The following is a 12,540-nucleotide window of genomic DNA, read 5'->3' on the forward strand; positions in this document are numbered from 1 at the left end:
TATCTCACATAAAAAAGATTGTACCATAAATAAAGGTGTATAAAAACCAATTTCATAGCATACGGTCAATATTTCACAAAGTTACTGCAACAAAGCTGTCACGGTTTGTTCAATATTATCCGCTCCTGTTATTGCTGAAATGACACAGATTCCGTCCACCCCGCTGTCGAGGCACCTTTTATAGTTTTCTTCAGTGATCCCGCCTATTGCTGCCGTCGGTAATTTCGTATGGTTTACTAACTTCCGTAACCCTTCTGTGCCGATTGCTTCACCCGCATCTTCTTTCGATAAAGTGCTGAACACCGGACCGATACCGAGATACGCTATCCGGGACAGGCTGCTTGATTTAAGTTCTGTTAAATTGCCGACGGACAGACCGATAATTTTATCGTTAAAGTACTCCGGCAGCATATCCGGATTCATATCATCCTGACCGATATGAATACCGTCTGCCTCAGCTGCTTCTGCTAAGAGCACATCATCATTAATAATGAACGCTGTATTATACCGGCTGCACAGCGCCTTCACGTCCAAAGCAAAGTCTAAAAGTTCTTGGCCCGTCTTAATATCCGCCCCTTTTTCCCGGAGCTGAAAACATGTTACCCCTGCTTTAAAAGCAGTTTCCAGATCCTTCAGCGGATTTTTAAAACTGGATGAAGAGGCAATCAGATACAGTCTCAATATGTCTTTATTCATAATAATCCACTCTTTTCACACTGAAATCTGCTGTTTTAAAGTTATAAATTTCATCGATCAGGAGAGCGGCAAAAGTTCCCGGGCCGCCGGCGGCTCCTGCCGCTTTTTCAGCTGCTATGTTATACAGGCTGACTGCAGCAACGATACTTTCTGTACTTTCTTCCACCGCTAAAAACGCTGCTGTTATCGCGCCGAGCACACAACCTGATCCTGTAATCACTTCCTGATACTTATGCCCGTTGTGCATTATGACTGTCTGTTTTTCGTTTACATACGCATCCATCTCACCGGTAACCAGCACAGGGGCGTTTAACATGCTGTGGGCCGCTTTTGCGATATCCAGCGTATTTCCTTCTATGATGGAGTCAACGCCTTTAGACACCGCTTCTTTACCGCTTAGAGCAAGTATTTCCCCGGCATTCCCCTTCACAAGTGCAATGTCGTATTCACTGAGCAGTTTATCAGTCAGATTTCTGCGAAACACTGATGCGCCGTAACCGACCGGATCGAGAACAATCGGAATATTATACTGATTGGCACAGTGTGCCATTTCTTCATACAGCGGCACTTTTTCTTCCGTGCACGTGCCGATATTTAAAAGCAGTGCTCCCGCATGTTTTAAAATATCCGGTGCTTCGCTTTTTTCACCGCTCATAATCGGAGATGCTCCGAGTGCTAAGAGACTGTTTGCAGTAAAAGGCTTCACGACGTCGTTCGTAATACATACTACAAGCGGTGTGTTTTTTCTTAACTCTTCTATCATCTGAATCAGTCTCCTTGATAGCTGAAATGATTCACCGGTCCGCTGCCTTTACCGATACCGGGAGAATTTTGTATTGCACTGGTAATATATGCTTTACCTGTTCTGAACGCTTCTTCGACCGTACGGCCTTTTGCAAGCTCGGCTGTTAAAACTGCCGAGAAAGTGCAGCCCGTACCGTGCGTCTGATCCGTATCAATACGCGCTCTTGTTAAAGTTGAAATTTTTTTCCCGTCATATAAATAATCAGTTGCATCACCCGACAGGTGGCCGCCCTTAATAATCACGCTGGCTGCGCCCATTTCATCAACAAATATTTTCAGAGCCCGGTGAATATCTTCTTCTGTCCGGATAGTCATATTCGCAATCGCTTCTGCTTCATGAAGATTCGGTGTTACTATGTGTGACAGCGGGAGCAGCGTATCAATCAGTGTCGCCATCGATATGTCCGTCATCAGACGGTCTCCGCTCGTTGCTATCATTACCGGATCCATGACGTACGGAATATTATACTTCCGGATATATTCGGCAATCACAGTCATCATATCCGCCTCTGCCACCATTCCAGTCTTCATTGCATGCGGCACTTCGTCCGAAAATATGCTGTTCAGTTCTTTGTCGATAAAATCCGCCGGCACATTGTAAACGTCCTGGACACCGAGTGTATTCTGCGCAGTCAGTGAAGTCACCGCAGCCATACCGTAAACACCCCGCGAGTGCATTGCTTTAAGATCCGCAAATATTCCCGCTCCGCCTGTCGGATCAGTTCCTGCAACAGTTAAACCAATAGGTAAAGTCATTAAATATATCCTCCTGTAATAAAAAACCCGCTTCCAGGGAAGCGGGTTGGATCGATTAAGAGATTTCGTCTGTAATCATCTGCACTTCCCTACGCCAGCATAACCTGGATCAGGTGAAAAGGGACAAGCATTCGCTATCTCAGCCGTACCGGCGCCCCCAGCGGGTTCTATTCTTTTTATTGACATAAGCGTACCATATTTCTTTTAGCCGTCAAAGCAGATTGCGGCGTCTGAACACCGACGTTCCGATTGCCGCAAAAAGAATTCCGAGGCCCGCGATAATTAAAACAGCACTGATATTCATGCTTTCGTAAGGCATATCACTTAAATAGTAAAACGGGCTGAGCATTAAATACACTTCATCGATATTTATCAGCACGCCAAAGTAGTTTGCAAAAAAGATATAGGCAATATATATCCATGCTGCAGTATGCAGCTTTCTGGAGATTCCCGCAAATAATGCGGATATCCCTGCTATAAATATAATACCCGCACAGTAATTTATTGCCGCAAGACCGAAGTCTTTAAGAGAAACACTCAAATCCGCAACATTTATACTGGCAAGATACATGCCGGCTATCGTCAAGAGAAAAGATAACACTCCTGTCCCGATACCGTACAGATAATGTGTTGTAAAAATAGTACCGCGCGATACTTTCCGGTTCAGCGTACCGGCATTCATCACTTCCAGGCGTCCCTTTTTCTCCTCGGTGAGGATACGTCCGTTAATCATCAGAGCGGGCACAGCCGATATTAGCGCCGATATCACCAGCAGCATGCCGATAAAGAAGACTGCCGGATTATTGTCGCCGAGTGCCTCCCGGAGCATATCATTATCTCCGATCAGACTCTCCAAATCTCCGAATATGGAGCCGTAAGATAAGCCGGCGGCAAACAGACCGGCCAGCCAGCTGAAAATCATTACCCGCATATTTAGAAAAGCAAGTTTAGGATAGCTGGATATTTTTCTTATGTTCTTTTCTTTATTTATTTTTATATAACTGTCCCCGATGTCACGCTTTAAAAATAATACGCAGCTCAGGACAATCAGGATTAAAATCACAGCAAACGGCAGCAGCCATATTCCCGAGTTACTCCCGTATACTTCAATGCGCGACAGCCAGTGATATGGTGATATTACCGAGTAAGTTGTATCTAAAGCGTCTGTTACTGCACGGTATAAGTAGAACCCCAGGAGCAGCGCAAGGGACATGCCGAAGGTCAGGTCGCCGCTGTCGAATAAGTTTCCGAATACCAGTGTTATAACGAAAAATAAAAAACCGAATAAGGCAAGACCGAGTGCATAATAAAAGTTTCCGTATAAGGACAGGCCATCAATATTATATAAACTTAAACCGCCCGCTAATATAACAAAGACCAGCAAATTAATAACCGCACCGTTCATCAGCTGGGCTGTAACTATAGTTTTTCGGCCGACACCTGCGCTCAGGATATATTCGGTTAATCCCGCGTCCTCAGCTTTTCGGGCCAGACCATTTGCGATTATAAGATTGAAAAGACCGTGAAACAATGCCATGAACATCAGCATCTGATGACCGAACATCACAGCTGTTGTATATTCTCCGCCAGGCACCGGACCAATCAGCGCAATCATCGCCGGATTGTCCACTGTCATTTTCATACCTTCCCGTTCTGCTGACGTACTGTACAGCCCTTCGAACACCGGCGGTACTGCGAGTGATAAACCGCACAGTGCAATTATCCAAAGCGCTGATTTCACTCTCAGATTCTTCATCAGCATATTGAAATAAGTCATTGGCTATCCTCGTAATAGCGCATAAAAATGTCTTCCAGCCGCGGTGGTGCGGTGGTTAAACTTTTCAAGTTATATAATTTTAAATATTTCAGAAACTCCGGGATTTTTTCATTGTCGATAAATAAATGATAACCATCGGGTGATTCTGAAAATTCATGAACAAAACTCCGGTGTTTTAAGGCTGTAATATCATCATCCGTATCAATTATATATTCCATCCGTGTGATATGACGCAGTTCAGCCATACTGCCGGATTCTATAATCTTACCATTTCTGATAATGGCGATGCGGTCAGCCAGCTTCTCCACTTCCGATAATATATGGCTCGATAAAAGAATTGTTTTCCCCGCATTTTTCGCCTGTATTACTTCCTCGTGGAAAACACGTTCCATCAGCGGATCGAGCCCCGTCGTCGGTTCATCAAAGATTAAAAGTTCCGCATCGCTTAAAAAAGCACTGATCAATGCAACTTTTTGCCGGTTCCCCTTTGAATAAGTCTTCGATTTTTTACTGCCGTCCAATTTAAATTTGTCGATGAGCCGACACTTTTCTTCATTGTTCTCATAACCGCGTGTCTTCATCATAAAGTTGATTACTTCTTCTCCGGTCAGGTTTCCCCACAGGTTTACATCTCCGGGAACGTAAGCGATATTTTCAATATACTTTTTATTTTTCTTTATATTTTTTCCTGCATAGAGGATTTCTCCCTGAGTGGGTTTCAAGGCGCCGATAATCATCCGTATCGTCGTCGATTTCCCGGCACCGTTTGGTCCGATAAAACCAAAAACCTCTCCTTTTTTCAAGTTGAAAGAAAGATTTTCCGCAGCACGCACTTTCCCAAAATGTTTGGATACATTTTTCAATTCCAGCATCAGTAAGCCCCCTTGTTTTTCTGTTAATTTTACCATATCCGCAATCGGACAGTGTTTTTAAGAATGAAAAAAGACCGGAACAATTGTCCCGGTCTTTAAAAATTATATTGTTATTACAGTCTTGCACCGCATACAGGCCATGGTGATGAACCTCTTGAGTTATATAAAGCTTGTGCTCTTTCTGTCTGTTCAGCTGCTGATGCATCCGAAGCTACACCAGATCCGCCCACTGACTGCCAAGTTTGAGCGTCAAACTGGTAAAGACCGTGGTATAGACCGTTTGAACTTACTACGCTCGCATTACCGCCTGATTCACATGCTGCTAAAGCACCCCAGTTTAAACCGCTGTTAGTGTTAGCGCTTGTGCTGACATTTTGAGTCTTTGGAGCCGGAGTTGGTGCAGGCTGCTCCTGTACAGGCTCTTCTTCAGACTGGTAGCTGTAGTTATTCTCTTCTGTTTCGGCAGGCTCTTCATATGTTTCTTCTGCTGCCGGTGCTTCTTCAACTGGTGCAGCTTCTTTAGCTGCATCACCTGAAACAATTAATTCTTTGCCTTCAAAGATAATGTCTGATGATAAGTTATTCCATTCTTTTAATTCTGCAACTGTTACATCGAATTCCACTGCGATTTCAAATAATGTATCGCCTGCTTTGATTATGTAAACTTCTTCTTTTTTGTCTTCTTTATCTTTTTTAACTTCTTCTTTATCTTCTTTTTCACCGTCGATTTCAATAATCTGACCTGGGACGATTACATCAGAAGTTAATTTGTTTTCTTTTTTAATTGATTCTACCGTCACGTTATTTTCTTCAGCAAGAGCCCAAAGAGAGTCTCCTGATTCTACTGTATGAGATGCTGCTTCTGCACTGTAGGCAATCGTTGTTGATACAGCGACTGCTGCACCTAAAGCTAAAACTTTCTTCATAATTGTATAATCCTCCAAAAAAATTTGTTATTATATTTTACGGCTGCTTGCACCGTTAACGTTTTTATCACTGTTTCACATTATAGAGGATAATTATGTTTCATAGGTTACAGCAATATAAAAAGACTGTCCTTACTTTACAATCTTGTTACAATCTCATTTCTCTTTTGGCCGCTTTATTACACTCTTTCTTTTTCAGTTTCCGCGTCTCTTCAGCTTATTTAAAAACTGCCGAGAAAATGTTATTGCACCGCCTTTTGTAAAGTTTATGTAAAAACAACCTAAACGCTAAAGTAAACAGACTAATCTGTTATTTGTAACATAAATGCCAAGAACGTAAAGAATCTGTTTTTTTATACAAAAAAACATACTGATTAACCGCAGCAGGTCATCAGTATGCATGTGTGTGAGAATGAATGGGTGTAGAACACAGTTCAAAAGGGCGGGTCTATCTGTCAGGCTAATATTTTTTTCTTAGTATCATCAGGTGCTGTCTCATCTTTATCATTTTCTTTTTCATCTACAATATTAGAAATTATTTCAATATGCTTTTCTTTTTCAGTTTTCTGTTCTGTTTTTTCCTGGCTGAGTGTATGTACATACTTTTCGCCAAGCGATTCACTAATATTGTAATGATGTACTGCCTGTTCGATCAAGCGGGATGGATTTGATATATCAGTGCGTTCCCGGATTTTATCCGGCACATGTTTTATGCTCTCTGCCCATATTTCCATGCGGTATTCCCTGGAACCGTCTTTCTTCGTAAAAGATGTGGTCGCGAGCTGGCCGCTGACACATAATATGTCGCCGGTCTTCGCTTCGTCAAGCACACCCGGGATACTTTTACCGAACGCCTTGCAGTATAAGAAATGTACTTCTTTATCTCTCCGGGTATCTTTTGGCACGCGGACTGTTGCAATGATAAATGCATTTACACTCCCCTGCGCATTTTTTGCAATAACATTATTGCTGATAAGTTCGCCGACAAGCAATACTTTGTTCATCATTCACTATCACCCCCTTTCTGATTACAATGTAATACTTGCGGTAATTTTCTGCAAAAGACAATAATTTCATTTCAGTGCGATATATAATACAATAATAATGAATACATAAGCAAAATAAATCAGTTTTTTAATTACCGGGGATTTTTTGCTGCAAATAAATTAATTTTGTACTTTGTTAAAAGGGGACAGCAAATATGAAATCGTTTAAATTAATAGATATGAAGATTATTCAGGAACAAAACTTTATCGTTCCGGAAGTAAAAGACGGCGTAATTATTAATATGGAATATGGTGACGCACCGTGGATTATTGAAATTGTAACCGATGGGGATTTGTCTTCGATTTTAGAAAAATTAAAAAACCAGTTACTGGAAATGATGGTTACTATTACACGTCCTTCAAATGCTCCGGCTAAATTTTCAGGCAGGCTGATGGATATCAATCAGATGGATGATAAAATATCTGTGATTTTTAAAGGTTCTATTATTGATCAGGGGCCTAATTATGCAGAAGATCTGCTGGAATTTCTGGTTGAAGAAGGTTACGAAGGAAAAGCGCTGATTAATGAATTCAATTCCCGCATGGAGTCAAAAGAGAACTTTAGAAAAGAAGATAAATAAAAAGAACAGCTGTCCATCAAATTTACATGATGTGCAGCTGTTCTTTTTATTTTGTGTCTGTTTCATTATCTGAAATTGCAAATGTTATTTCGCACTGGCATGCAACCTGTCCACCGACAGTTGCAACTGCAGAGCCTTTACCAATCGGTCCGCGGAGTTTAGTAATTTCTACTGACAGTTCCAAAGTATCGCCCGGTGTTACCTGTTTTTTGAAACGGCATTTATCAATGCCTGCAAAAAATGCGAGCTTTCCTTTAAATTCTTCCTGCTGAAGCAGTGCTACAGCACCTACCTGTGCAAGTGATTCTACTATCAGTACTCCCGGCATCACAGCATAATCCGGAAAATGACCTTCAAAAAACGGTTCGTTCCCGGATACCTGTTTTATACCTTTACAGCTTTTGCCCGGTTCTGTTTCTGTAATTCTGTCAACCAGCAAAAACGGCGGGCGGTGCGGAATTATTGCTTTAATTTGATCATATGTCAGCATGTCTGTCGTCAACCCCTAGTTAAGTTAATGATATGTTCCCACGTTTCAATACGGAACACCCCGAACGGATTATCCAGTATGCCGAAGCCAATCATCAGTCCTAAAAAGACGAGAACAATTGCAACGTAGAAAAACAATAGAATTCTAACCAACAATGGGAACCTACGGTGAACTATTTTCTGCTGTTGTTCTGCCATAGTATTACCCCTTTACTCTGATGTCACCAAATGCTTATCAGACGCACTGTCGTTCACGCGTTCAATATCTGCACCAAGTGCTTTCAATTTTTCATGGAAACGCACGTAACCGCGGTCCAGATGCTGAAGTTCAGTTACAGTAGTGTAACCGTCAGCTGCGAGACCTGCAAGTACGAGAGCCGCTCCTGCTCTTAAATCTGAAGCACGCACTGTCGCACCGTACAGCTGACTGCCGCCGCGGATAACCGCATGATTATCTTCAAGTGAAATATTTGCGTTCATTGCTGCAAATTCCCTCACATGCATAAAACGGTTTTCAAATATTGTTTCCGTAACGATACTCGTCCCGTCAATTGTCGTTAAGAGCGCCATCATCTGGCTCTGCATATCTGTCGGGAAACCGGGATGAGGCATAGTTTTTAGATCCGTCGGTTTATAATCTTCCAGCGGAATAACTCTCACATCATTGCCTTCCTCGACAAACCGTATGCCGATTTCTTCAAGTTTCGCCACTACTGCAGATAAATGCTCGATAACAACATTTTTTAAAAGAATTTCACTGCGGGTAATCGCACCGGCAATCATAAATGTACCTGCCTCAATACGATCCGGAATGACGGTATGTTCTGCGCCGTGCAGTTTCTCAACACCTATAATTTTAACATGTCCGGTACCTGCACCGATGACACGGCCGCCCATTGAGTTAATGTAATTCGCAAGATCGACAATTTCAGGTTCCATCGCAGCATTTTCAATGTGAGTAGTACCTTCGGCAAGACTTGCTGCCATCATCAGGTTTTGAGTGGCGCCGACACTTGGGAAATCCATATGGATTTTAGTCCCCTGAAGGCGTCCTTCAATTTTACCTTCTATATAACCTGCAGTCTGTTCGAAAGAGACTCCCATTTTTTCAAGACCTTTAATGTGCTGCTCGATCGGGCGCGAACCGATTGCGCAGCCGCCGGGCATAGCAATATTGCAGTAGCCGTAACGGCTTAATAACGGTCCCATAACAAGCATGCTTGCACGCATTTTACTTACTAATTCATAAGGTGCGACACAGTTCAATTCCCCGCTCGCATCGATAACAACACTATTTTTTTCAGCTGATGCTTTTGCACCGACTCTCGTAATTAATTTTGTTAATGTATTTACATCTGATAATTCGGGTACATTTTTAATTATTGAACGTCCTTCGCCAGCTAAGAGCGAAGCTGCCAGAATCGGCAATACTGCATTTTTGGCTCCTTCAATTTCAACAGAACCCGACAGCTTTCGGCCGCCTTTAACAATAATTCTATCCATCTTCTCACTCCATATTTCTCTATACCATTCATTATAATAATACGGTGTTTCAGCATCACTTGTAAAGCATTTAGCTGAACAGGAGCGATGCTTCCTGTGTATATCTGAAGATGTCCATAATAAAGTTGCTGAGCGCTGTGCCTAAAAGGATACTGAGCAGAATAATTACCAGCCTGATTCTGCCGGTTTCTCCTTTGTTGAATAAACTTTCAATCCTTACTCCTTTTAATACCCAGAATGCTAGTGAAATACACAAAAGATGCAGTAGAATATGCATTAATGCAAACTGTGAGAAACCCAAGATAATTCCTCCTTCCGATAAAAAAAAGACTGGAAGATCCAGTCTTTTTGGAATTAATATTTAGATACTTCTAAACGGTTAACCGCGCGCTGTAAAGCAAGCTCTGCACGATATCTGTCGACACGCTCATCCTGCGTCTGACGGAGCAGGTTTTCCGCTCTCTCTTTCGCAGCATCGGCACGTTCTGAATCGATATCTTTCGAAAACTCGCCCGCTTGTACCAGTACTGTGATTTGTTCAGGTCTGATTTCTGCAAACCCTTCCGTTACAGCCAGATATTCAAATTTACCGTTTATTTTAACGCGAAGGACACCTATTTTAAGCGGTGTTACAGTCGGAATATGACCGGCCATTACACCAAGCTCACCCTGTTTAGTTTGAAGAATAACGATTTCCGCGTCTTCTTCGTGGAAAACAGAACCGTTAGGAGTAACTACATCAAGTGCAATTGTTGCCATGTTTTACCCTCCCGTTTTAGACTTCTACACCTTGCTGACGCGCTTTTTCAAGTACATCCTCAATGCCGCCAACAAGACGGAAAGCATCTTCAGGTACATGATCATACTTGCCTTCCAAGATAGCTTTAAAGTCCTGAACTGTTTGTTTAACAGGTACGTAAGAACCTTTCTGGCCCGTAAACTGTTCTGCCACGTGGAAGTTCTGACTTAAGAAGAACTGTATGCGGCGTGCGCGTGATACAGTACTTTTATCTTCTTCAGAAAGCTCATCCATACCGAGAATAGCAATGATATCCTGCAGCTCGCGGTATTTTTGAAGTGTAGACTGAACATCTCTCGCTACTTTATAGTGTTCTTCGCCGACGATTGCCGGAGAAAGCGCACGTGAAGTAGATGCTAACGGGTCCACCGCCGGGTAGATACCCATCTCTGAAAGTTTACGCTCCAGGTTAGTCGTTGCATCTAAGTGAGCGAACGTCTGAGCCGGAGCCGGGTCAGTATAGTCATCGGCAGGTACGAAGACCGCCTGAATTGAAGTTACTGAACCAACGTTGGTTGACGTGATTCTTTCCTGCAGCTGACCCATTTCAGTTGCAAGTGTAGGCTGGTAACCTACAGCTGAAGGCATGCGTCCTAAGAGCGCTGATACTTCAGATCCCGCCTGAGTGAAACGGAAAATATTATCGATAAACAGAAGTACGTCCTGACCCTGTTCGTCACGGAAGTATTCTGCCATTGTTAAGCCTGAAAGTGCTACACGCATACGTGCACCAGGCGGTTCGTTCATCTGGCCGAAAACCATTGCAGTTTTCGCGATAACGCCTGAGTCTTTCATTTCGTAATAAAGGTCATTACCTTCACGTGTACGTTCACCAACACCCGCGAATACCGAAATACCGCCGTGCTCCTGTGCAACGTTGTTGATAAGTTCCTGGATAAGAACTGTTTTACCTACGCCGGCACCGCCGAAGAGACCGACCTTACCACCTTTAGTATAAGGTGCAAGAAGGTCTACTACTTTAATACCAGTTTCAAGAATTTCAGTTGAAGTTGACAGTTCATCAAACTTCGGAGCTAAACGGTGAATTGGATCACGGCGTTCAGAAGCTGAAATCGGTCCATCTAAGTCGATGTGTTCACCTAAGACGTTGAATACACGACCAAGCGTCACTTCTCCTACAGGCACTGTAATCGGAGAACCTGTGTTCTCTACTTCAGCACCGCGGCGCAAGCCGTCAGTAGAACTCATCGCAATCGTTCTGACTACATTATCGCCGCGATGTAACGCAACTTCTAGTGTCAGAGAGATCGGCTCTGAATCAGCATTGTCAATTTTAACTACCAGCGCGTTATTAATTTCAGGTAATTCACCTTCGTTAAAACGCACGTCAACTACAGGTCCCATTACTTGGACTACTTGACCTAAAGCCATTTAATTTCCTCCTAATCCCAATTATTCTAGTGCAGATGCGCCGCCGACGATTTCTGTAATTTCCTGCGTAATCGCCGCTTGTCTTAAGCGGTTATACTGCAGCTGAAGATCGCCAACAAGCTCTGTCGCATTATCAGTTGCTGCCTTCATAGCTGTCATACGTGCTGCATGCTCACTTGCTTTCGCATCGAGCAGTGCGCCGTAAATTAAACTCTCGGCATACTGAGGTAAAATTGTTTCAAGAATTGTTTCTTTATCCGGTTCAAATTCGTAATTTGAGAGTGCTGATTCAGAATGATCTGTCTGTATATCAGTTTCTGTCAGCGGTAATACTTTACGAACTGTTACCTGCTGCTCTAAAATATTTACAAACTTGTTATAAATAATGTAAAGCTCATCGATATCTTCATTTATGAATCCGTTAACCGACTGAACAGCGATTTCTTTTACGCTGGCAAAGTCCGGCTGGTCGGGTAATCCAAGACGATGATTTGTAACATGGAAGCCACGCCCTGTTAAAGTTTCATAGCCAATTTTTCCGAGGACGAATAAATCATATGAATCGGGATTGTTATCATGCCGTTTTTCAGCTTCTTCAGTGATAGCTTTAACGACATTGTTATTATAAGGACCAGCTTTACCTGTATCACTTGAAATTATGATATAGCCCGTTCTCTTAATTGGTCTCTCTTCTAACATAGGGTGTGAGCTTTCGGTATCACCGGCTGCAATTGCTCTCACTGTTTCCTGGATTTTATCCATGTACGGCTGGAATTTTTTTGAATTCTGTTCAGCTCTGGACAGTTTAGAGTTGGCAACCATGTGCATTGCGCTTGTTAATTGGCTCATTTTCTTCGTAGAGCCAATACGGCCTTTAATTTCTCTGAGTGAAACCATGA

The 12,540-nt window shown here is 42.7% G+C and carries 15 protein-coding genes and 1 riboswitch; of the genes, 1 reads left to right on the top strand and 14 read right to left on the bottom strand.

All coding sequences use genetic code 11. The annotated features are described in order from the left end of the window. Window positions 1-81: 81 nt before the first annotated feature. The 7 genes from thiE to IR135_RS11070 form a co-directional block, all read right to left on the bottom strand. Window positions 82-696 carry a thiamine phosphate synthase gene (gene thiE / locus IR135_RS11040; RefSeq protein WP_135099361.1) on the bottom strand — a complete coding sequence of 205 codons (615 nt, stop codon included), beginning with the start codon at window positions 694-696 and terminating at the stop codon, window positions 82-84. Beyond that, the gene (gene thiM, locus IR135_RS11045) at window positions 689-1,459 is read right to left on the bottom strand and encodes a hydroxyethylthiazole kinase (protein ID WP_228063503.1); all 771 of its coding nucleotides are present in this window, start codon (window positions 1,457-1,459) and stop codon (window positions 689-691) included. Before thiM ends, thiE begins: the two co-directional genes overlap by 8 nt. Before the next feature lie 5 nt (window positions 1,460-1,464). Further along, a complete protein-coding gene (gene thiD / locus IR135_RS11050; RefSeq protein ID WP_135099365.1) occupies window positions 1,465-2,256 on the bottom strand; it encodes a bifunctional hydroxymethylpyrimidine kinase/phosphomethylpyrimidine kinase in 792 nt (263 codons plus the stop codon). Window positions 2,257-2,325: 69 nt separating this feature from the next. Beyond that, window positions 2,326-2,425, bottom strand: a riboswitch (TPP riboswitch). 42 nt (window positions 2,426-2,467) lie between these two features. Further along, window positions 2,468-4,033, bottom strand: coding sequence for an ABC transporter permease (locus IR135_RS11055; RefSeq protein WP_135099367.1), 1,566 nt, complete (start codon window positions 4,031-4,033; stop codon window positions 2,468-2,470). Next, window positions 4,030-4,905, bottom strand: coding sequence for an ABC transporter ATP-binding protein (locus tag IR135_RS11060; protein WP_228063504.1), 876 nt, complete (start codon window positions 4,903-4,905; stop codon window positions 4,030-4,032). The genes IR135_RS11055 and IR135_RS11060 overlap by 4 nt, the downstream gene beginning before the upstream one ends. Before the next feature lie 113 nt (window positions 4,906-5,018). Beyond that, window positions 5,019-5,831 (bottom strand): LysM peptidoglycan-binding domain-containing protein, encoded by an 813-nt coding sequence (locus tag IR135_RS11755; protein ID WP_135099371.1) that lies wholly within the window; start codon window positions 5,829-5,831, stop codon window positions 5,019-5,021. 455 nt (window positions 5,832-6,286) lie between these two features. Further along, a complete protein-coding gene (locus tag IR135_RS11070; protein WP_135099373.1) occupies window positions 6,287-6,838 on the bottom strand; it encodes a single-stranded DNA-binding protein in 552 nt (183 codons plus the stop codon). Window positions 6,839-7,032: 194 nt separating this feature from the next. Between IR135_RS11070 and IR135_RS11075 the strand changes: the two genes are divergently transcribed. After that, the gene (locus IR135_RS11075; RefSeq protein WP_135099375.1) at window positions 7,033-7,458 is read left to right on the top strand and encodes a YwpF family protein; all 426 of its coding nucleotides are present in this window, start codon (window positions 7,033-7,035) and stop codon (window positions 7,456-7,458) included. A 46-nt stretch (window positions 7,459-7,504) separates the two neighbouring features. On the opposite strand, the gene fabZ is transcribed toward IR135_RS11075, so the two are convergent. The 7 genes from fabZ to atpG all read right to left on the bottom strand — a co-directional run bounded on the left by fabZ (window position 7,505) and on the right by atpG (window position 12,538). Beyond that, on the bottom strand, window positions 7,505-7,948 hold the full coding sequence (gene fabZ / locus IR135_RS11080; RefSeq protein ID WP_135099377.1) for a 3-hydroxyacyl-ACP dehydratase FabZ: 444 nt from the start codon (window positions 7,946-7,948) through the stop codon (window positions 7,505-7,507). Between the two features lie 8 nt (window positions 7,949-7,956). Continuing rightward, window positions 7,957-8,100, bottom strand: coding sequence for a DNA-directed RNA polymerase subunit beta (locus IR135_RS11085; RefSeq protein WP_228063505.1), 144 nt, complete (start codon window positions 8,098-8,100; stop codon window positions 7,957-7,959). A gap of 57 nt (window positions 8,101-8,157) precedes the next feature. After that, the gene (gene murA / locus IR135_RS11090) at window positions 8,158-9,450 is read right to left on the bottom strand and encodes a UDP-N-acetylglucosamine 1-carboxyvinyltransferase (protein WP_135099379.1); all 1,293 of its coding nucleotides are present in this window, start codon (window positions 9,448-9,450) and stop codon (window positions 8,158-8,160) included. A 70-nt stretch (window positions 9,451-9,520) separates the two neighbouring features. After that, window positions 9,521-9,751 (bottom strand): DUF1146 family protein, encoded by a 231-nt coding sequence (locus tag IR135_RS11095; protein ID WP_135099381.1) that lies wholly within the window; start codon window positions 9,749-9,751, stop codon window positions 9,521-9,523. A 53-nt stretch (window positions 9,752-9,804) separates the two neighbouring features. Then, the gene (locus IR135_RS11100; RefSeq protein ID WP_135099383.1) at window positions 9,805-10,209 is read right to left on the bottom strand and encodes a F0F1 ATP synthase subunit epsilon; all 405 of its coding nucleotides are present in this window, start codon (window positions 10,207-10,209) and stop codon (window positions 9,805-9,807) included. Between the two features lie 16 nt (window positions 10,210-10,225). After that, window positions 10,226-11,641, bottom strand: coding sequence for a F0F1 ATP synthase subunit beta (atpD, locus tag IR135_RS11105; protein WP_135099385.1), 1,416 nt, complete (start codon window positions 11,639-11,641; stop codon window positions 10,226-10,228). Between the two features lie 21 nt (window positions 11,642-11,662). Next, window positions 11,663-12,538 (bottom strand): ATP synthase F1 subunit gamma, encoded by an 876-nt coding sequence (gene atpG, locus IR135_RS11110; protein ID WP_135099387.1) that lies wholly within the window; start codon window positions 12,536-12,538, stop codon window positions 11,663-11,665. Window positions 12,539-12,540 lie beyond the last annotated feature (2 nt).

The sequence above is a fragment of the Jeotgalicoccus nanhaiensis genome (genome assembly GCF_015235105.1).
GTDB lineage: Bacteria > Bacillota > Bacilli > Staphylococcales > Salinicoccaceae > Jeotgalicoccus > Jeotgalicoccus nanhaiensis.